Source organism: Burkholderia sp. 572 (genome assembly GCF_040545135.1).
Classification (GTDB): domain Bacteria; phylum Pseudomonadota; class Gammaproteobacteria; order Burkholderiales; family Burkholderiaceae; genus Burkholderia; species Burkholderia cepacia.
Map to the genome: position 1 here is coordinate 57889 of NZ_JBEPLH010000016.1, position 16993 is coordinate 74881.

19 protein-coding genes are annotated in these 16993 nt (G+C 70.0%); 8 read left to right on the forward strand and 11 right to left on the reverse strand.

Annotation, left to right across the window (positions count from 1 at the left end; all coding sequences use genetic code 11):
• The first annotated feature begins 6 nt into the window (after positions 1-6).
• From ABIC51_RS27670 to ABIC51_RS27685, 4 genes are all read left to right on the forward strand, one after another.
• Positions 7-369, forward strand: coding sequence for a non-heme iron oxygenase ferredoxin subunit (locus ABIC51_RS27670; RefSeq protein ID WP_059696880.1), 363 nt, complete (start codon positions 7-9; stop codon positions 367-369).
• Positions 366-653 (forward strand): DUF1330 domain-containing protein, encoded by a 288-nt coding sequence (locus ABIC51_RS27675; protein ID WP_027792275.1) that lies wholly within the window; start codon positions 366-368, stop codon positions 651-653. The genes ABIC51_RS27670 and ABIC51_RS27675 overlap by 4 nt, the downstream gene beginning before the upstream one ends.
• Before the next feature lie 65 nt (positions 654-718).
• Positions 719-1021: a DUF1330 domain-containing protein gene (locus ABIC51_RS27680; RefSeq protein ID WP_230942762.1), complete on the forward strand. Its 303-nt coding sequence runs from the start codon at positions 719-721 to the stop codon at positions 1019-1021.
• The gene (locus ABIC51_RS27685; RefSeq protein WP_354006712.1) at positions 1018-2292 is read left to right on the forward strand and encodes an FAD-dependent monooxygenase; all 1275 of its coding nucleotides are present in this window, start codon (positions 1018-1020) and stop codon (positions 2290-2292) included. Before ABIC51_RS27680 ends, ABIC51_RS27685 begins: the two co-directional genes overlap by 4 nt.
• Here ABIC51_RS27685 and ABIC51_RS27690 read toward each other — a convergent pair.
• From ABIC51_RS27690 to ABIC51_RS27740, 11 genes are all read right to left on the reverse strand, one after another.
• Complete coding sequence (locus ABIC51_RS27690; RefSeq protein WP_060082679.1) at positions 2289-3311, reverse strand: aldo/keto reductase; 1023 nt, start codon at positions 3309-3311, stop codon at positions 2289-2291. The two genes, ABIC51_RS27685 and ABIC51_RS27690, sit on opposite strands and share 4 nt — an antisense overlap.
• Before the next feature lie 117 nt (positions 3312-3428).
• The gene (locus ABIC51_RS27695; RefSeq protein WP_354006713.1) at positions 3429-4628 is read right to left on the reverse strand and encodes an arabinose transporter; all 1200 of its coding nucleotides are present in this window, start codon (positions 4626-4628) and stop codon (positions 3429-3431) included.
• A gap of 23 nt (positions 4629-4651) precedes the next feature.
• Positions 4652-6190, reverse strand: a complete 1539-nt coding sequence (locus ABIC51_RS27700; protein ID WP_060319047.1) for a DHA2 family efflux MFS transporter permease subunit — start codon at positions 6188-6190, stop codon at positions 4652-4654.
• 2 nt (positions 6191-6192) lie between these two features.
• Positions 6193-7446 (reverse strand): HlyD family secretion protein, encoded by a 1254-nt coding sequence (locus tag ABIC51_RS27705; RefSeq protein ID WP_354006714.1) that lies wholly within the window; start codon positions 7444-7446, stop codon positions 6193-6195.
• Positions 7443-8891, reverse strand: a complete 1449-nt coding sequence (locus ABIC51_RS27710) for an efflux transporter outer membrane subunit (RefSeq protein ID WP_124816176.1) — start codon at positions 8889-8891, stop codon at positions 7443-7445. The genes ABIC51_RS27705 and ABIC51_RS27710 overlap by 4 nt, the downstream gene beginning before the upstream one ends.
• 162 nt (positions 8892-9053) lie before the next feature.
• Positions 9054-9569 carry a shikimate kinase gene (locus ABIC51_RS27715; protein ID WP_404841841.1) on the reverse strand — a complete coding sequence of 172 codons (516 nt, stop codon included), beginning with the start codon at positions 9567-9569 and terminating at the stop codon, positions 9054-9056.
• Entirely contained in the window at positions 9566-10246 is a 681-nt protein-coding gene (locus tag ABIC51_RS27720; RefSeq protein ID WP_027792284.1) for a hypothetical protein, read from the reverse strand. The genes ABIC51_RS27715 and ABIC51_RS27720 overlap by 4 nt, the downstream gene beginning before the upstream one ends.
• Positions 10243-11379, reverse strand: a complete 1137-nt coding sequence (pheA, locus tag ABIC51_RS27725) for a prephenate dehydratase (RefSeq protein ID WP_354006715.1) — start codon at positions 11377-11379, stop codon at positions 10243-10245. Before pheA ends, ABIC51_RS27720 begins: the two co-directional genes overlap by 4 nt.
• A gap of 40 nt (positions 11380-11419) precedes the next feature.
• Positions 11420-12409 (reverse strand): NAD(P)H-dependent flavin oxidoreductase, encoded by a 990-nt coding sequence (locus ABIC51_RS27730; protein WP_059696862.1) that lies wholly within the window; start codon positions 12407-12409, stop codon positions 11420-11422.
• 24 nt (positions 12410-12433) lie between these two features.
• Positions 12434-12838 (reverse strand): thioesterase family protein, encoded by a 405-nt coding sequence (locus ABIC51_RS27735; RefSeq protein ID WP_027792286.1) that lies wholly within the window; start codon positions 12836-12838, stop codon positions 12434-12436.
• Positions 12839-12877: 39 nt separating this feature from the next.
• Complete coding sequence (locus ABIC51_RS27740; RefSeq protein WP_354006716.1) at positions 12878-14029, reverse strand: acyl-CoA dehydrogenase family protein; 1152 nt, start codon at positions 14027-14029, stop codon at positions 12878-12880.
• Between the two features lie 315 nt (positions 14030-14344).
• On the opposite strand from ABIC51_RS27740, the gene ABIC51_RS27745 reads away from it, so the two are divergent.
• The 4 genes from ABIC51_RS27745 to ABIC51_RS27760 all read left to right on the forward strand — a co-directional run bounded on the left by ABIC51_RS27745 (position 14345) and on the right by ABIC51_RS27760 (position 16933).
• Positions 14345-15226 carry an endo alpha-1,4 polygalactosaminidase gene (locus tag ABIC51_RS27745; RefSeq protein WP_081071497.1) on the forward strand — a complete coding sequence of 294 codons (882 nt, stop codon included), beginning with the start codon at positions 14345-14347 and terminating at the stop codon, positions 15224-15226.
• Positions 15227-15566: 340 nt separating this feature from the next.
• The gene (locus ABIC51_RS27750) at positions 15567-15944 is read left to right on the forward strand and encodes a hypothetical protein (RefSeq protein ID WP_306304910.1); all 378 of its coding nucleotides are present in this window, start codon (positions 15567-15569) and stop codon (positions 15942-15944) included.
• A 142-nt stretch (positions 15945-16086) separates the two neighbouring features.
• Positions 16087-16560: a universal stress protein gene (locus tag ABIC51_RS27755; protein WP_027792288.1), complete on the forward strand. Its 474-nt coding sequence runs from the start codon at positions 16087-16089 to the stop codon at positions 16558-16560.
• Positions 16561-16657: 97 nt separating this feature from the next.
• Positions 16658-16933, forward strand: coding sequence for a DUF1488 family protein (locus ABIC51_RS27760; RefSeq protein ID WP_027792289.1), 276 nt, complete (start codon positions 16658-16660; stop codon positions 16931-16933).
• Positions 16934-16993: the final 60 nt, after the last annotated feature.

Genomic DNA, 16993 nt, shown 5'->3' on the forward strand with positions numbered 1-16993 from the left:
GGCAGCGTGACGACGGAATGGACCTATGCGGTCGATACGGCCGCGGTACGCGAGGAGGGGTTGACGGGCGTGATCGTCGGCGGGCGCGACATTGCGCTGTTCGCGGTCGACGACGAGATCTTCGCGACCGACAACCAGTGCACGCACGGCGAGGCGCGCCTGAGCGACGGTTTTCTGCTCGACGACGAAATCGAGTGCCCGCTGCATCAGGGGCGCTTCAGCGTGCGGACCGGTGCCGCGCTGTGCGCGCCGGTCACGGCTTGCGTGAAGACGTTCCCGGTGAAGATCGAGGCGGGCCGGGTGTTCGTGCGATTCGATACCGAAGTCGCGCATGACGAAGCGGATGCATCAACGGGAGAGCGGACATGAGTGCCTATGTGGTGGTGGATGTCGACGTATACGACGAAGTGCGATTTGCCGAATACCGGAAGCTCGGTGTGCCGACGATCGCCGCGCACGGCGGCCGCGTGCTCGCGCGCAGCGACGACGTGGTCGTGCTTGAAGGCGAATGGACGCCGCGGCGCCTGGTCGTGCTGGAGTTCGACGATCTCGACGCGGCGCGCCGCTGGCACGGCTCCGACGAATATCAGCGCGCGAGGCAGCTGCGGCTCGATGCGGCCGACACGCACAGCATCGCGCTCGGGAGCCTGTGACACCGGGGCCGCGCTCGGCCGCGGCCCGCGAGACCAAGTGGGGGGAAGACATGACGGCATATATCGTGTTTGACATCGATGTTCACGACGCACGCGGTTATGAGGAGTACCGCGAGATCGGCGCGCCGACCGTCGCTGAATTCGGCGGGCGTTTCCTGGTGCGCGGCGGCGAGGCGGCAACGCTCGAAGGCGCGTGGTCGCCTCGGCGCGTCGTGGTGCTCGAATTCGATTCGATCGACCGCGCAAAGGCGTGGTACGAGTCCGACGGCTATCGGCGTGCGCGGGATATTCGCGAACGCACCGCACGCACGATCGGCATCATCGTACAGGGCGCGGCACCGGCGGCAACCGTGGGAGAGCAGGGATGACCGGGACGACTTCGGCGGCGCGCATCGCGATCGTGGGCGCGGGTATCGGCGGGTGCGCGCTCGGCGCGATGCTGCAACGGATCGGCCATGACGTGCGCCTGTTCGAGCAGGCGCCGGCGTTTGCCCGGGTGGGCGCCGGCATTCACCTGAGCCCGAACCTGATGCGGGTGATGCGGCTGCTCGGCGTGCATCGCCAGGCCCTGTGGGCGGGCCAGGAACCCGATGCGTTCGCCAACCGCCAGGCGGCCGACGGTGAGCTGCTGTATCGGCTGCCGCTCGGCGAACACGCGATCGGGCGCTTCGGCGCAACGTTCGTGACGCTCAAGCGCGGCGACCTGCATGCCGCGCTGTTGGGGGCGGTGGCGCCCGGGACGATCGCGTGGGGCAAGCGTCTCGCCGGCCTCGACCCGGCGGGCGACGCGATCAGGCTGACGTTCGAGGACGGTTCGAGCGAAACGGCCGATCTGGTGATCGGGGCAGACGGCCTGCGCTCGCGCGTGCGCGAGGCGCTGCGCGGTTTCGAGGCGCCGGAATTCTCCGGGCAGGTCGCGTTTCGCGGGGCGTATCCGCGCGCGCTGCTGGGCGAACTCGCGGTCGAGGATCTGACCAAGTGGTGGGGCGACCGGAAATTCGTGCTGTCGTACTGGCTCGATCGTGCGCGCCGCGAATTCTATTTCGCCGCGATGACACCGCAGGCCGAGTGGCCCACGCAGGCTTCGTCGATGCCGGGCGACGTCGACGAGATGCAGGCGATCTTCGCGGATTTTCATCCGGCCGTGCGTCACATGCTGGCACGCGCGCCACGCGAGTCGGTCATGAAGTGGGCGTTGTTCGAACGTTCGCCGCAGTTCGAGTTCGGCAACGAGCGCGTCGTGCTGATCGGCGACGCCTGTCATCCGATGCGCCCGTTCATGTCGCAGGGCGCGGCCATGGCGCTCGAGGACGCGACGATCCTGCTGCGTGCGCTCATCGGCTCGTCGAACGCGGCGAGTGCGTTCTCGACCTATGCGCAGTGCCGGGTCGCGAGACTCGGCGAAGTGCATCGCGTGTCCGCCGCGAATACCTTCATGCATGGCCCGACCGAGCCGGACTGGGTGTTCGGCTACGATGCGCTGACCGCGCACGCGTCGCCCGCGCTGCCGCCGTTGCCCGTCGAGCTGGACTGGCTGGTCGGCGCGTCGCCGCTCGCCGCGCGCATGCAGGCCGCGGCGACGCGTGCGGTACCGTCGCATCGGTCGCCGCCGCTGCCGCACGCGCAGGCACCGTATTAGACCGGTGCCGGGTTGCGCTCGAAGCCGCGCTGGTGCCAGTACGGGTAGGGCAGTTGCGTCGTACTGGCGGCATCGAGCCGCTTCACCTGGTCGGGTGTCAAGGCCCAGCTGGCCGCCTGCGCGTTCTCGCGCAGTTGCGTGGCGTTGCGGGCGCCGATGATCACGTTCGCGACGGTCGGCCGCCGCAGCAACCAGTTGAGTGCGACCTGCGCGACCGACTTGCCGGTTTCGGCGGCGATCTCGTCGAGCGCATCGACGACGTGGTGCAGCAGGGCATCCGTGACGGGCGGCCCCTCGTTGGCGGTCTTGTGCAGCCGGCTCGTCTCCGGCAACGGTCGGCCCCGTCCGATCAGGCCGGTCAGCCGCCCCCATCCGAGCGGGCTCCAGACGATCGCGGACACCTGCTGGTCGAGCGCGAGCGGCATCAGCTCCGTTTCGTAGTCGCGGCCGATCAGCGAATAGTAGACCTGGTGCACGGCATGCCGCGTGAGCCCGTCGCGATCGGCGGCCGCGAGCGACTTCATCAGGTGCCAGCCGGAGAAGTTCGAGCAGCCGATCACGCGGATCTTGCCGGCGCGCACGAAATCGTCGAGCGTGCGCAGGGTTTCCTCGACGCGTGTCTGGGCATCGAATCCATGCAGCTGGTACACGTCGATGTAGTCGGTGCCGAGCCGCTTGAGGCTGCCGTGAATGGCATTGGCGAGATGATGGCGCGACGACCCGACGTCATTCGGGCCCTCGCCGAGCCGGAACGTGCCTTTCGTCGACACGATCACGCGATCGCGCCGGCCGGCGATCGCCTGGCCGAGCAGCTCTTCGGCGAGTCCGTCGGAATAGACGTCCGCGCTGTCGAACATCGAGATGCCGGCGTCGAGCGCGATGTCGACGAGCTCGCGCGCGCCGGCGGCGTCCGTGCTGCCCCATTCCCTGAAGAATGCGTTGCCGCCGCCGAACGTCGCGGTGCCGAGACTCAGAACGGGGACCTTGAAGCCGGTTCCGCCGAGGGTTCGGTATTCCATGATCGGTACTCCTTGTAGAAGCGTGAAGGACTGCAGGATGGCGCCGGGAGGGCGCCGCGAGGGTGTGTCGGATACGGGCGGCGGACGGCAGGGCATGCGTCCGCCGTCCGCCGGGGTTCACGGGGGCGACCGGTCGGCGTGCATCAGCCACGCTGTCAGCAGGACGCCGGCGAATGCGGCGCACGCGCCGACGGCGAAGGCGGACGGGTAGTCGGTACGCGCGACGACCCAGCCCGCGAGCGGGCCGGTGCACGCATAGGCGACATCCTGGAACGCCGTGAAGCCGCCGAGGGCGGTGCCGCGTGCCTGCGCCGGCACGTGCCGGAGGGTGGCGACGCCGAGCGCGGGAAAGACCAGCGAACAGCCGAGGCCGGACACGGTCGCGCCGACGAGCGCGACGCCGGATGCCGGCGCCGCCCACAGGAGAAGCTGGCCGATCGCCTCGACCGCGAGCGCGGCGAGCGCGACCGGATAACCGCCGAACCGGTCGGGCAGATGGCCGAACAGGACGCGGACGAGGACGAAGGCGCCGCCGAAGCAACTGAGCGCGAGGCCCGCGCCTTCCCATCCGCGCGCCTGGAACAGCAGCGTCACGAACGCGCCGATCGCCGCGAAACCGACGCCCTGCAGCGCGAGGCTGCATCCGGGCCGCGCGATGATTCGCAGCACGCGGGACAGCGGTACCCGCAGGCCGGGCTGCGGCGCGACGGCGGGCAGCGAAGCGACGAGCGCGAGTGCGATGCAGGGCAGGACGATCGTGGCGCCGGCCACGGCCGCCAGCCCGCCGGCGCGCGCGAGCGCCATTCCGCATGGCGCGCCGAGCGCGATCGCGCCGTAGAGGGCCATGCCCGTCCACGAGAGCACGCGGCCCGAGCGGGTCGCGCCGAGCGTGCCGATGCCCCACGCGAGCGCTCCGGTGACGAGCTGGCTTTCGCCGAGCCCGGACAGCAGCCGCGCGGCAACCAGCAGCGCGAGACGTGCGCCGGGGCCGGCCGGCGCCGTGGCGCTCGCGACGTAGACGCCGCCCGCGACGACGCACGACACGAGCCCCGCGCACATCGTGCGCTTCGCGCCACGATGATCGGCGCGGCGGCCCGCGATGCTCCGCGTGAGCACGGTGGCGAGGAATTGCGCGCCGACCGCCGTGCCGACGACGAGCGTGCCGAAGCCGAGCGTGTCGTGCACGTACAGCGGCACGACGGGCAGCAGGAGGCCGAAGGTCAGCGCGCCGAGAAAGACGCCGAAACAGATGAGCCGAGCCGTGCGGGCCGGGGCGATGTCGGGTGCGACGACGTTGTCGAGGTCGGGGGCGTTCATCGGAAGGGGCCGGTTGATCGGCGTCACGGACGCCGGTAGCGGATGGACCAGACGGTCAGCAGGGTCGCGCCGAACAGCAGCAGGCAACCGAACGAGAAATCGTTGAGCGCGAGCATGTGGGCTTGCACGTCGATCGAGCGGCTGACCGATGCGAGCGCGCCGGCCGGCGACATGCCTGCATGTTCGAGCCGGGCGAGCCAGTCGCCGGCGGCCGGATCGAACGGCGTGATGCGATCGACGAGGTATGTGTTGTGAACGCGCGAGCGCCGCTCGAAATAGGTCGGCGCGACGGAGGTGGCGACGCTGGTGCCGATCCGGCGCAGCGCATTCTGCACGCCCGACGCCGCCGGCAGCCTTTCGCGCGGCAACCCGGCGATCGACAGCGACACGAGCGGGGTGATGAAAAACGCGGTGGCCGCGCCCATCAGCAGCGAGTTGGCCGCGATGTCGCCGAGCGTCACGTCGGTATTGAAGCCCATGCGCCAGAACGACGCCGCGCCCCAGCCGACCAGCGCCACGGTCGCGAGGTGGCGCGGGTCGGTGCGCCCCTGGATGCGCCCGATCAACGGCGCGATCACGATGCCCGCGATGCCGAGCGGCGCGGTGGCGATGCCGGCCCAGGTTGCCGTGTAGCCCTGCTCGGTCTGCAACCAGAGCGGCACCAGCACGAGCGCGCCGTAATAGACGCCGAAGCCGACCGTCACCGCGATCGTTCCCGCCGTGAAGCCGCGATCCGCGAACAGCCGCAGGTCGACGATCGGATGCGCGTCGGTCAGCTCCCAGAGGACCAGCGCGACGAACGACACGACGCAGAGCACGGCGAGCGCGCGGATCTCGACCGCCGCGAACCAGTCGAGGTTCTGGCCGCGGTCGAGCATCAGCTGCAGCGAGCCGAATGCGGCGGCGAGCAGCAGCAGGCCGACGAAATCGACGGGAAGGTGGCGGGTCGGGTTGTCGCGCCGGCCGAGGAAGCGGGTCAGCACGAGCAGGACCAGCGCCCCCGTCGGCACGTTGACGTAGAAGATGTAGGGCCACGAGAGGTTGTCGGTGATCCAGCCGCCGGCGATCGGGCCGAGCACGGGCGCGACGAACGTGGTGGTCTGCCAGACCGACAGCGCGACGTTGCGGCGCGCGGCCGGAAACACGGCCAGCAGCAGCGCCTGCGAGAGCGCGGTGATCGGCCCGGAGGCCGCGCCCTGCAGCGCGCGGAACAGCAGCAGCGATTCGAAATTCGGTGCGAGGCCGCACAGGATCGAGGTCAGGACGAACAGCACGACCGAGACCCGGAACAGCCGCACCTGGCCGAAGCGCTGCGCGAGCCAGCCGGTCAGCGGCAGCGTGATCGCGAGCGGCGTCGCGAACGACGTCAGCATCCAGGTGCCCATGTCGGGCGCGACGCCGAGATCGCCGGCGATGGTCGGTACCGCGACGTTGGCGATCGTCAGGTCGAGCGTCTGCATGAAGTTGGCGACGCTGATCGCGATCGCGACGAGCACGAGAGCCGGGCCCTGCATCGGCTCCAGCGGCAGTTTCGGCGCCGCACCCCGAGCGACGGGCGCCATGCTCAGGCTCCCGGCGCGCGGCGCACGGCGGCGCCGTCGTTCGCGCGGATCGTGTCGTTGACGAGGGCGTCGCCGGACGATGCATCGTCATCGAAGATCGACGTCGCGTCGATCGGGCGCCGGGCGGCGGCCGGCGCGGGGCGCACGGAGGCCGATGCGGTGCCGGGCGCGTTGTCGCCGAGCACGACCGATGCGTTCATCGACAGGCCGATGCGCAGCGGGTGCGCGCGCAATTCGCCGGGATCGAGCGCGACCCGTACGGGTACACGCTGCACGACCTTGATCCAGTTGCCGGTCGCATTCTGCGCGGGCACCGACGCGAATGCCGAACCCGTGCCCGCCTCGACGCCTTCGATGCGGCCGTGGAACACGACGTCGGAGCCATACAGGTCCGAGCGAAGCTCGACGGCCTGCCCGGCGTGCATGCCGCGCAGCTGCGATTCCTTGAAGTTGGCCTCGACCCACACATGGTCGAGCGGCACGAGCGCCATGGCCGGCGCGCCGGGCGTGACGTGTTGCCCGACCTGCACGACACGGCGTGTCACGAGCCCCGCCAGCGGCGCGCGGATTTCGGTGCGGCGCAGTGCGAGCGCCGCACTGCGCACCCGCGCGGCCGCGGCGCGCACCAGCGGGTTCGAGTCGATCGACGTGCCGTCGACGCGCGCACGCGATGCGTCGTACGCGGCCTGTTGCGCGTCCAGCGCGGCGGATGCACTGGTCATCGCGTCGCGCGCGTGACGGATGTCCTCGCGCGATACGCCGCCGTCCTGCGCTAGGCCGAGCCGTCGCTGCAGGTCGTCGGAGGCCTTCGACAGCTCGGCCTTGCGCTGGAGGATCTGCGCCGCCTCGCGCGCCGTGTCGGCATGCGCGGTGCGGTACTCGCGCACCGCATGGGCGAGCTGTGCGACGGCGTCGTCGAGCGCGAGCTTCGCATCGGTCGGGTCGACGCGGAACAGCGGATCGCCGGCACGGACCCATTCGGCGTTCTGCACCATGATCGTGTCGACCGTGCCCGCCACCTGCGGCGATACCTGCACGACATCGCCCGTCACGTAGGCGTCGTCGGTCGTCTCGGTACCGCGCGACGTGACCCACCAGTAGCCGCCGGCCAGTGCGGCCAGGGCGAGCGCGATGAAGAACCAGCGGAAATAGCGGCGCCGCGTGGTGCGCAGCGCCTGTTCGGCGGGCGGGGGCGACGCCGCGCCCGCGCCCGCGGCGGCCGGCGCAGCGGCCGGCGGGGTGTCGGTGCGATTCATTGTTGGGCTCCGGGGTTCGTTGCGCCACCGAGCGCGGCGATCAGCCGGACGTGCTCGACGGCAAGTGAGGTATCGGCGCGAGCGACCGACCGGCGGTCTTCAAGCAGCCGGGTTTCGGCCAGCAGCACGTCCAGGTAGCCGGAAATGCCTTTCTGGTAGCGCCGCGTCTCGATGTCGTAGGTCTGCTGCGCGCGTGCCAGCGCATCGCGATTCAGGTCGCGCTGCCTGGCCAGCGCGTCGAGCTGCACGAGCGAGTCGCTGACCTGGGCGAGCGCGTTGACGACGGTGTCGTCGTAGTCGGCGACGGCGGCGTTGTACGCGTCGGTCTGCGCGCGCAGGCCGGCTCGCAGCCTGCCGCCTTCGAAGATCGGCAGCGTGATCGCGGGGCCGGCGCCGAACGTGCCGCTGCTGCCGTGAAGCAGCGCGCGAAAGCCGAAACTCTGCACGCCGGCGAACGCCATCAGGTTGATGTCCGGATAGAACGCCGCGCGGGCCGCGTCGATGTCGGCCGACGCGGCCTCGACGCGATAGCGGGCGGCCAGGATGTCGGGCCGGCGCCCGACGAGCGCGGCCGGGAGCGTCGCGGGCAACGGCGCGACGGCATGCAGCACGCGCGGAGACGGCGTGAGCGTGTCCGCATAGCCGGGCCCGCGCCCGACGAGCGCCGCGAGCCGGTGGCGCAGCAGCGCAACGGCCGCGCGCTGCCGCTCGACATCGGCCTGCGCGAGCGGCAGCGGCTCGCCGGCACGCGCGACCGCGACCGGCATGTCGAGTCCCGCCGCTTCACGCTGGCGGGTGAGGCGCAGCAGGTAATCGTGCTGACGCAGCGTATCGTTCGCGATGTCGAGCAGTTGCAGCTCGAGCGCGAGCTGCAGGTACGTCTCGACGAGCGCGGCCTGCAACGACACGGTTGCCGCGCGCTCGAGCGACTGCTGCTCGCCGGCGCGCAGGGTCGCGGCGCGGGTCAGCGCGCGCAGGCGCCCGGCAACGTCGAGATCGAACGACGCATTCAGCAGCGCCTGCGCGTTGACTTGCCAGTGGCCTGCGGCGGGGGGCGGGGTGGTGTAGCTGCGCGGCAGCCGCGTCGGCGTCGCGCTGACCGCTGCGCCGAGCAGCGGCAGGGAATCCGCCGCGCTGACGTCGGCTTGCGCGAGCGCTTCGTCGACCCGGGCGCGCTGGGCCTTCAGCGACGGCGCGCCCGCGAGCGCGTCGGCCAGCACGCGGTCGAGCTGCGGATCGCCGAAGGTGCGCCACCATTGCGCGTCCACGTCGGCCTGACCCTTGGCCGCGTGAAGCGCGAGGCCCGGGTCGAGCTGTTCGACCGGGGTGATCTTCTGTTGGTCCGGCTGCTGGCCGAACGGGGCACAACCGGCCATGACGGCCGCCGTCACGGCTGCCGTAGCGATCGGACCCCATCTTCGAGTCGAGACAAGAAACTTGGACATGATCGGTTTCCACGAGTCCGGTTGACGAATTCAGACTATCTAAAAATATATCTTTAGATATTCTCAAACAAGGAGCAACTGTCAGAAATGGCAGTGGGGAGCGCCCGTGACGGGGCGGGAAGGGAACCGGGAGCGGGGCAGCCGCGCGCATGGGCGCGACCGTCAGGCGGACGCGGATTCGGCGAGGGCCGCCGCGACGATTTCGTCGATCGACGCGCCGCGCGTGTCGAGCAGGCGATGCGCGCAGGCCCGGTACAGCGGATCGCGCGTCCGCTGCAACTCGGCCAGCACGGCGCGCGGATCGGGCACGTTCAGGAGCGGGCGCGCGGGATCGCGCCCGGTGCGCCGGTACAGCGCGTCGATGTCGCTGACCAGGTAGATCACGTGGCAGCGCGCCTTGAGGCGCGCGCGGGTGTCGTCGCGCAGCACCGCGCCGCCGCCGGTGGCGAGGATCAGCGTGTCGCGTTGCGACAGCGCATCGATGACGCCGGCTTCGCGGGCGCGGAACGTCGGCAGCGGAAACAGCATGGCAAGCGGGGCGCCGAAGCGCCGCTCCATCTCCCGGTCGGAATCCGCGAACGGGCGGTCGAGTGCCGCCGCAAGCGCCGCGCCGATCGTCGTCTTGCCCGCACCGGGCATGCCGATCAACGCGATGCGCGGATGGTGCGCTGCCGTCACAGCCGGCTCCGCAGCGAATGCGTCCGGCGCGTCGCCGCCGTGATACGGCGCAGGCGCACCGTATTGGCGAGGCGGTCCAGGACGCCGGTCATTCTTGCGGGCGATACGGGCGCGGCGCCGGGTTGCGCGAGCAGATCGCCCAGCGCGATGCCCCCGACCTGCACGTCGTTCGCAAGCAGCGCGTCGGTCAGCATGGCGACGCTCGTATCGATGCCGGCCCACGCATGGCCGAAATCGGCGAGCACGCGGCGCGAGGTCGCGGGTGCCGCGAGGCAGTCGCGCCAGGGCACGAGTACGCCGCCGACGGGCGCCGCGCCACGCGCGGTTTCCAGCAGCCGCCAGCCGTGCGCGGTGGCGCCGTTCCGCGTGCACCAGCGGCCATAGGCCGTCGCGGACGTATCGACGACCAACGCCGTCGGCAGCCGCAGTCTGCCGAGCCGGCGAAGCAGCGCGGCCCGCGCGTCGTCGTCGACGTCCGGCGTGGCCACGCGTTGCACATGCGTCAGCAGCTCCAGTTCGTCCTCGTAGTCCGCGCGCAATGCACGCAGCCATGCGCCGGTGTCGCGACGCAGCGACGGCGGCACGACCCCGAGCAGGACCAGCAGGCGATCGTCGTGGCCGTCGCAGATGGCCCGCACCCGGCGCGCGACGGCGGTATCGGCGGACGCGGCACTCATGTCGCGCTCGGCTCGGCAACGGCGCCGGCATCGACGAACGGCGCGCGCGGGTAGGAACCGAGGATTCGCAGGTCGGCGGCGATCGTCCTGATGTCGCCGAGGGCGGCACGGACATGCGCGTCGTCCTGGTGGCCGTCGATGTCGACGAAGAAGCGGTACGCCCATCCGGCGGCGCGGCCGGGACGCGCGTCGAGCCACAGCACCGAGATCCGGTGCCGCGCCAATGCATCGAACACGCCTGCGAGCGCGCCGATCGTATCGTCGAGCTGCAGCAGAAGACTGGTGCGGTCATGGCCTGTCGGCTCTGCCGGCGGCCCGCCGAGGACGAGAAAGCGCGTGCGATTGCCGGGCTCGTCCTGGATCGCGTTCGCCACGATACGCAGTCCGTACTGGTCGGCCGCCCGTTCGCCGGCGATCGCCGCGCAATCCGTCATGCTCGCTGCTTCGCGGGCGGCCGCGGCGTTGCTCGCGACAGGCACGCGGCGCAATTGCGGCGCATGCGCATCGAGCCACGCACGGCACTGTGCCAGCGCCTGCTGATGACCGAGCACGCAGTCGACGCCTTCGAGCGTGCCGGATGCGCTCAGCAGGCAGTGCGCGACCGGCAGCACGATCTCGCCGACCACCGGAGCGGTCGCGTCGGCCAGCAGGTCGATCGCGCGCGTGACGGTGCCTTCGGTCGAATTCTCGATCGGCACCACCGCATGGTCGACGTTCGCGGCCGCCAGTGCGGCGAATGTCGCTTCGAGCGTGTCGCACGCATGTGGACGGATCGGGGCGCCGAAGTAGCGCTGCATCGCGGTCTCGGTAAAGGTGCCGGGCGGGCCGAGGAACGCGACCGACGGCACCCGCTGCAACTCGCGGCTGACGCGGAACAGCGTGTGCCAGATCGCCGCGACGTGGCGCGCCTGCAGCAGCCCGTGCGGCCGGGCGCACAGCCCCGCGACGATTTCCGTTTCCCGGGCCGGCTGGCGGATCGTCCGGCCGTCGAGCGCCTTGAACTGGCCGATCGCGGCGGCGTGCTGCATCCTGCGCGCGATCAGCGCGAGCAGTTCCTGGTCGATGGCATCGATCTGCGCGCGTTGCAGCGCGACCGGATCGTGAGCGGGCGAGGCGGTGGCGGTGAGGGTCATGACGGTACCGTGTAGGTAGCGAAAGAAAGCGGGTGCCCGGTCAGTGCGCGGGGGCGTGCCGGCCGATACGGGCGGACTCGTGACGCACGCGTTCGAGTGCGACGCCGTACTCGATCTCGAGCTGCGCGACGATCTGCTCGACGCTCAGCACCGTGTCCATCGAACCCACGCCCTGGCCGGCGCCCCAGATGTCGCGCCACTGCCGCGCGCCGGATTCGGGCGAGAAATCGAGGTGTGCGTGCTCGCTGCGGGGCAGGTTGCGGACGTCCATGCCCGCGGCCTCGATGCTCTGGCGCAGATAGTTGCCGTGCACGCCGCTGAACGCATCGGTGTAGACGATGTCGGCGGCCGTGGCCTCGACGATCGTGTCCTTGTAGCGCTGCGCCACGTTGGCTTCGTGAGACGCGAGGAAGCGGGTGCCCATGTACGCGCAGTCGGCACCCAGTGCAAGCGCCGCCGCGATGGCCGCGCCGGTGGCGATCGCGCCGGACAACGCGATGAAGCCGTCATGAATGCGGCGCACCTCCGACACCAGCGCGAACGGGGACAGCGTGCCGGCATGGCCGCCCGCTCCGGCCGCGACCAGGATCAGGCCGTCGACACCGGCTTCGAGCGCTTTCTCCGCGTGTCGTACGGTCGTGACGTCGTGCAGCACGACACCGCCGTAGGCGTGCACGGCTTCGACGATCTCGCGCGGCGGCGCGCGCAGGCTCGTGATCAGGATCGGCGTGCGCCGGTCGATGCAGATCCGCAAGTCCGCTTCGAGCCGCGTGTTGGTCTGATGGCAGATGTGATTGACCGCGTACGGCCCCACGCACGCATCCGGACGGGCGGCACGGTGCGCGGCCAGTTCCTCGTCGATGCGATCGATCCAGTCGCCGAGCTGCGCGCTCGGTCGCGCATTGAGCGCGGGAAAGGCGCCGACGATCCCGCTCTTGCACTGCGCCAGCACCATCTCGGGGTAGCTGGCGATCAGCATCGGCGACGCGATCAGCGGCAGGCGCAGGTCGTGCAGCGGCGTCGGGCGCATCGGGGTGTCTCCTCCAGGGGGGGCTCATTGCGCGACCGGTGCGCGGTCGCGGCGCTCGGCAAGCCGCTCGTGAAAACTGTCGCGACCGACCGCGCAGCGTGTATGGATGCCTTCGCCGACGACGCCGGCCGCATCGCGAACCGACACCTTGTAGGTCATCATCCGGCCTTCCACGGAGATCAGCTCGGCGTCGACCGTGACTTCCCAGTCGGGCGGCGTCGGAGCGAGATGCTTGATCTCGAAGTTGTAGCCGACCGTCATCAGGTCGGAGCCGAGCAGGTGATCGGTTGCCTGCATGCAGGTCTGCTCGATGAAGATGATCATGATCGGGCTGGCAAGGGCGTGCGCTTCGCCGCCCCATTGATCTGCAAGCGAAATCGTATCGACGCGGTGCGTGGCACGGGCACGGAGGCCGGGCTGGATGGTCAAGGCAGACTCCTTCGGGATGAGAAACGAAAAATCGAGCACTCAGGCCGCGTGCATGTGCGACGCGGTCGCGCGTCGCTGCATCTGGCTGAAGATGTTGCGCGCGTGCATCTCTTCGGTGCCGCCAGCCGTTCCCATGGCGAGTGCGTCGGCAACGAAGGTCGCGAGCGGGCCGCGGCGATAGCCGTCGCTGCCGTAGATCGCGAGCAGGTGCAGCGCGGCCTGGGTCAGGTCGCGGGCGCCGCCCAGTTTCGCAATCGAGCAACTGGCGAGCGCGGACGGGTCGCCCGCCCTCAACTGGTCGAGCGCGGCGAGTGCCATCCAGCGCGAGCGCTCCGCACCGACATGAATGTCGACGAGCCGCCGCTGGACATGCTGATGCTTGTCGAGCGTCACGCCGAGCGCGCCGCGTTCGCCGACATACGCGAGTGCGTCGTCGAGGAACGGCCCGACCACGTCCGCGCACAGCAGGCCGAACAACGCGCGGTTCATCGACGCGATGTCCATCAGCGCGCGCAATCCATCCTTGGGAGTGCAAAGCAAATCGTCCGTGCCGACGGGAACACCGTCGAACGTCATGTCGCCGATCGGCAGATCGGCGACGCCCAGGGTTTCCTGGGGCGCGGTGCGCGTCACGCCGGCGCGTTGCGGATCGAGAAGAACCAGCGCCGTACCGGGGCGACCGTCGTGCGTGGCGCTCGCGGCGACGAGGATCAGTGCCGCGTCCGGGGCGTGGCTGATGTTGTACTTGTGACCGTCGAGGCGGCCATCCTGGCCGTCCAGCGTGACGCGGCTCTGCAGTGCACGGATTTCGGTGCCGGTGCCTCTTTCGGAAATGGCGGTCGCGGCCACCGCGCCGGACGTCAGGGCCGGCAGGAAACGGTCGCGCTGCGCCGGTGTGCCGTGGAGCAGCAGCGCGCGAATCACGGTCGCCTGATTCGCCAGCGCCATCGCGAAGCCGACGGATCTCGTCGCGGTCACGATCGCCTCGAACGCGGCGATGAACACGTTAAACGACGCGTCCGCGCCTGCATCGCGGCCGGCGACGAGCGTGCGCCACAGACCTGCTTCGGACAGCGCGCGCCAGGTTGCCCAGTCGAAGCCGCGGCGCGGCGACGACGCGAAGTGACGCAGCGCGACGGCGCGATAGGTGGCGGCGGCAGCGCGTTGATCGGGGGTGGCTTCGAAGTTCATGGTGTCCCTGAGGCGATGCGGATGCGGTACGGCCAATCTATCCAAAACCCCGGGACGGAGAAACTGTCATTTTTCGCAATCGCTCATCGGCGATGACGGTGCGTTTCCGGACAGCGCCGGCCCGCCACGCAAACAAAAATCGACAAATCGGAACAGATGGGCGCGGTGTTCCCGCCTACCATCCGGACGTGCTTCGCGCGTTCCCGCACCACTGCGCGATCGGCAGATGCATCGCCTGCATTTCGCTGCACGTGACTCCCTCGCACCCTCGCACTCTCGCATCCTGACGAGCCGCCAACAGGCAAAGGATTCGCCATGTCCGCAAGATCATTCGCCTCATTCGTGCTGATGCTGCTGCTTGCGGCATGCGGCGGCGACTCGGATTCGTCGGTGCCGGGCGGCCCGGTCGCGGCGGCTTCGGCGCGCGCGTCGCAAGCCGCCGCGTGGAAGCCACTGGTGCCCGGCACGAGCTGGCAATGGCAGATCGACGGCAACACGATCAACGAGAAGGTGCTGGACGGCGTGAACAACGCCCGCAAGATGTACGACGTCGACATGGAACTGACCGATGCCGGCACGATCCAGCGCCTGAAGGCGAAGGGCATCACCGTCGTGTGCTACATGGAGGTCGGCGGGCGGGAAGACACCCGTGGCGATGCCGGCAGGTTTCCCGACAGCGTGCTCGGTTACCCCGTCGAAGGATACGAGGATCACGAACGCTGGCTGGACATTCGCCAGACCGCGATCCTGATGCCCTTGATGCTGGCGCGTCTCGACATGGCGAAGAAAAAGGGCTGCGACGGCATCGAGCCGGACCTCGACGACAGCTATCGCCAGGAAACGGGTTTTCCGCTGACGCGCGACGACCAACTGCGGTACAACACGGCGCTGATCGCCGCCGCGCACGATCGCGGGATGTCGATGGGCCTGAAGAACGGCTCGGGTATCGCGGCCGCGATGGCGAAAGTGGCCGACTGGGCGCTCAACGAGCAATGCAACAGGTTCCACGAGTGCGGCGGTTACGCGAGCTTCATCGCGCTGAACAAGGCCGTGTTCAATGTCGAGTACACGCGCCCGGACGGCATGACGCTCGCGGCTTTCTGCCCGGCGGACAACCAGGCCGGTTTCGACGGCATTCTGAAACTGTCGAGTGACACGCTTTCGGCGCTGCCGCGCGCGGCCTGCCGGTTCGAGTGAGCGGCGGGACGCAGCCGGGTGCCCTCCGGCGTGCCGGCGAAGCGCGTGCGCGTGCGGCACGCGCTTGATGCAGGTCAACCGCGTTTTCCATGGCGGCCCTACAGTCGATTCGAGCGCTCGGACGCCGCGGCACGTGACCGCGCGTCGAATGCGGGAAGTCGGCCGTCATACGGCCGGATTGGCGTCGAACGGGTTCGTGCTACCCGACGGCGAGCGGAGCGCGATGTGTTGCGGGGCGGTCGAGATGAAGCAACGGGTGTGGGCAGTCGGCGTGCTGCTTGCGTTGGGTGCGTGCGCCGGAGTGGAGCGGAACGCGGCCTTCCGGTCGACGGAAACGCAATTGTTCGCGACGCGCCAGGCCGCGGCGCTGCAGTGTTCGACACCGGCCGAATGCGACCGCGCATGGCGCCTTGCGCGCCGCTACGTCGAAGGGCATTCGTCGACCCGGATCACCCGGGCCGATGCAGACACGATCGAGACGGCGCCGCCGTTCCTGGCCGGCGAAGTCTATTTGTGGGCCTCGCGCACCGCATCGGGCGGCGGCGCGGCGGTGATCCGGCTCAAGGCGATGTGCAAGGGCATGTACGGCAGCGATGGCGGCCCGGGGTGGCGGTACGACGCGTGCGCGACGAAGATCCTCGACATCGAGCGGGGTTTCCGGGCCGACGTGAGCCAGGCGCGTTCCCCCGACGCGCCGCAGCCGGTCGCGCCGCGCTGATCCGGCATCTCGTGCCCGTGCGCCCGCGCGCCTCCACGTGATTTCGAACCGTTGACCTCCGTCAACGCCCGCGTCCGGCGAACGCCGATGATGACACCCATCCGCACGCCGCCGGCGCGTCGGTTCATCCAGCGAGGTCGGTATGTACACGAACATCATGGTCGCCGTGGACGGCAGTCCTTCATCGAAACTGGCGCTCGACGAAGGTCTGAAGGTGGCGCGATCGTACGGCGCGCGCCTGTTCGCCGTTTTCGTCGTCGACCGCTCGCTTCTGGTGACGTACGCCGGACGAATGGATCCGGACGCGCTGCTCGACGAGGTTCGGCGCGACGGCGCGGCGGTGCTGCGCAGCGCGGAACGGGCGATCTCGCATGCGGCGGTCAACGGCGACACGGAAATCGTCGAGACCGAGCCTGGCCAGAATGTCGCCGAACGGCTGCAACGGTACGTCGTCGAGCGCTCGATCGATCTGGCCGTGATCGGCACGCACGGCCGCCGCGGTGTCCGGCGGTTGTTTCTCGGCAGCGTCGCGGAGCGTTTCCTGCGCGGATCGAGTTGCCCGGTCCTGCTCGTACGCGCCGGCGATGCCGCCCCGGCCGCGGCGGCGGCAGCCTAGCGTTTTCGCGCGCGGCGCCTCGCGGCGAGGACGCGGGCAGCACCCGGGGCACCGCCAGCCCGTGCCCACCCATGCGCAACCTGCACAGGTGACCATCATGCAGATCTCCTTTCCTTGCGAACATCCGACGTATTGCAGCCAGGATCCCGCGCTGGCGTTTCCCGCGCTGGTCGAAGGCCGCCGTGTGCACTGCGCGATCACCGCGGAAGCGCTGGAGGATCACTTCCGCGCGGCATCGCCGCGTGAACAGGATCTCGTGGAGGCATTCGCCCGTCATCGACCCGCGATCGAGCGTGCCGCGCGCTGCCTGCTCGAGGAGATGGGCGGCCGGCCGATCCTGCTCCACAGCGGCTATTTCCGGTTCTGCACCTGAGCGTCCGCTCCCGTTGACGCGCGTCAAGCCCATGCCGATGCGGGCAGTTACGCTGGAATC

Coding starts and splice junctions, on each gene's coding strand:
- ABIC51_RS27710 (WP_124816176.1), bottom strand. CDS start 8,891: ATGTCCAAGTTTCTTGTCTCGACTCGAAGATGGGGTCCGATCGCTACG.
- ABIC51_RS27705 (WP_354006714.1), bottom strand. CDS start 7,446: ATGAATCGCACCGACACCCCGCCGGCCGCTGCGCCGGCCGCCGCGGGC.
- ABIC51_RS27740 (WP_354006716.1), bottom strand. CDS start 14,029: ATGAACTTCGAAGCCACCCCCGATCAACGCGCTGCCGCCGCCACCTAT.
- ABIC51_RS27745 (WP_081071497.1), top strand. CDS start 14,345: ATGTCCGCAAGATCATTCGCCTCATTCGTGCTGATGCTGCTGCTTGCG.
- ABIC51_RS27755 (WP_027792288.1), top strand. CDS start 16,087: ATGTACACGAACATCATGGTCGCCGTGGACGGCAGTCCTTCATCGAAA.
- ABIC51_RS27730 (WP_059696862.1), bottom strand. CDS start 12,409: ATGCGCCCGACGCCGCTGCACGACCTGCGCCTGCCGCTGATCGCGTCG.
- ABIC51_RS27695 (WP_354006713.1), bottom strand. CDS start 4,628: ATGAACGCCCCCGACCTCGACAACGTCGTCGCACCCGACATCGCCCCG.
- ABIC51_RS27760 (WP_027792289.1), top strand. CDS start 16,658: ATGCAGATCTCCTTTCCTTGCGAACATCCGACGTATTGCAGCCAGGAT.
- ABIC51_RS27720 (WP_027792284.1), bottom strand. CDS start 10,246: ATGAGTGCCGCGTCCGCCGATACCGCCGTCGCGCGCCGGGTGCGGGCC.
- ABIC51_RS27675 (WP_027792275.1), top strand. CDS start 366: ATGAGTGCCTATGTGGTGGTGGATGTCGACGTATACGACGAAGTGCGA.
- ABIC51_RS27685 (WP_354006712.1), top strand. CDS start 1,018: ATGACCGGGACGACTTCGGCGGCGCGCATCGCGATCGTGGGCGCGGGT.
- ABIC51_RS27690 (WP_060082679.1), bottom strand. CDS start 3,311: ATGGAATACCGAACCCTCGGCGGAACCGGCTTCAAGGTCCCCGTTCTG.
- ABIC51_RS27700 (WP_060319047.1), bottom strand. CDS start 6,190: ATGGCGCCCGTCGCTCGGGGTGCGGCGCCGAAACTGCCGCTGGAGCCG.
- pheA (WP_354006715.1), bottom strand. CDS start 11,379: ATGACCCTCACCGCCACCGCCTCGCCCGCTCACGATCCGGTCGCGCTG.